Consider the following 604-nt stretch of genomic DNA (forward strand, 5'->3'; position numbering starts at 1 on the left):
TCTGCGGATTGAATTTGGAAAATCCCTCCGTCTCAGCGCGGCGAAGAACCTCACCAGCAACTGCGAAAGTGCCGTCGCCACACCCTGGCTGGTCAGGCCACTTGCTGAAGCCGTTCACCAGCAGCGAGAGGTTTCGAGCGTCGAGCTGGCGAAGCGCTGCTGGGTTGTCGCTGCAGAATTCGCCGATCCTGACCGTGCCGTCGCGGCATTCCGCCAGTTGGGGATATCGGCCGAACGACAATGCCAAGAGCGGCAACGCGCGAGCATCTACATCGTCGAGGGCGCTGGTAGACCTCGATACCTTGGCTGCCATGGCCCTGCAGGCCTGCATGCCCGGCTGACCTCCGAGTTCGCGGCTGACTGCGTTGGACACGGTCGCATATCCAAACGATTCTCCTTCACGGATGTCCTGTTCCCAGTTTGGCAGAAAGTGACGGGTGAATTGGACAGCGGCTCCTTGCAGGAATGCTGCCTGCTCTTCCTGGTCCCGCAGCATGCCGCTGTGGCGCACCACCGCACAGGAGAACTGAACGATGTCCCGAGCTCGACCAATGTCATCGAGGGCATTGTTGAACAGATTACTCGACATTGCGCGAGAGACGCG

The 604-nt window shown here is 60.3% G+C and carries 1 pseudogene; it reads right to left on the minus strand.

Features of this window, described 5'->3' with window-relative positions:
• Positions 1 to 589, minus strand: a pseudogene (locus RFM98_RS31215) (hypothetical protein); the annotation flags it as partial.
• Positions 590 to 604: the final 15 nt, after the last annotated feature.

The sequence above is a fragment of the Mesorhizobium australafricanum genome (genome assembly GCF_033977265.1).
Lineage (GTDB): Bacteria > Pseudomonadota > Alphaproteobacteria > Rhizobiales > Rhizobiaceae > Mesorhizobium > Mesorhizobium australafricanum.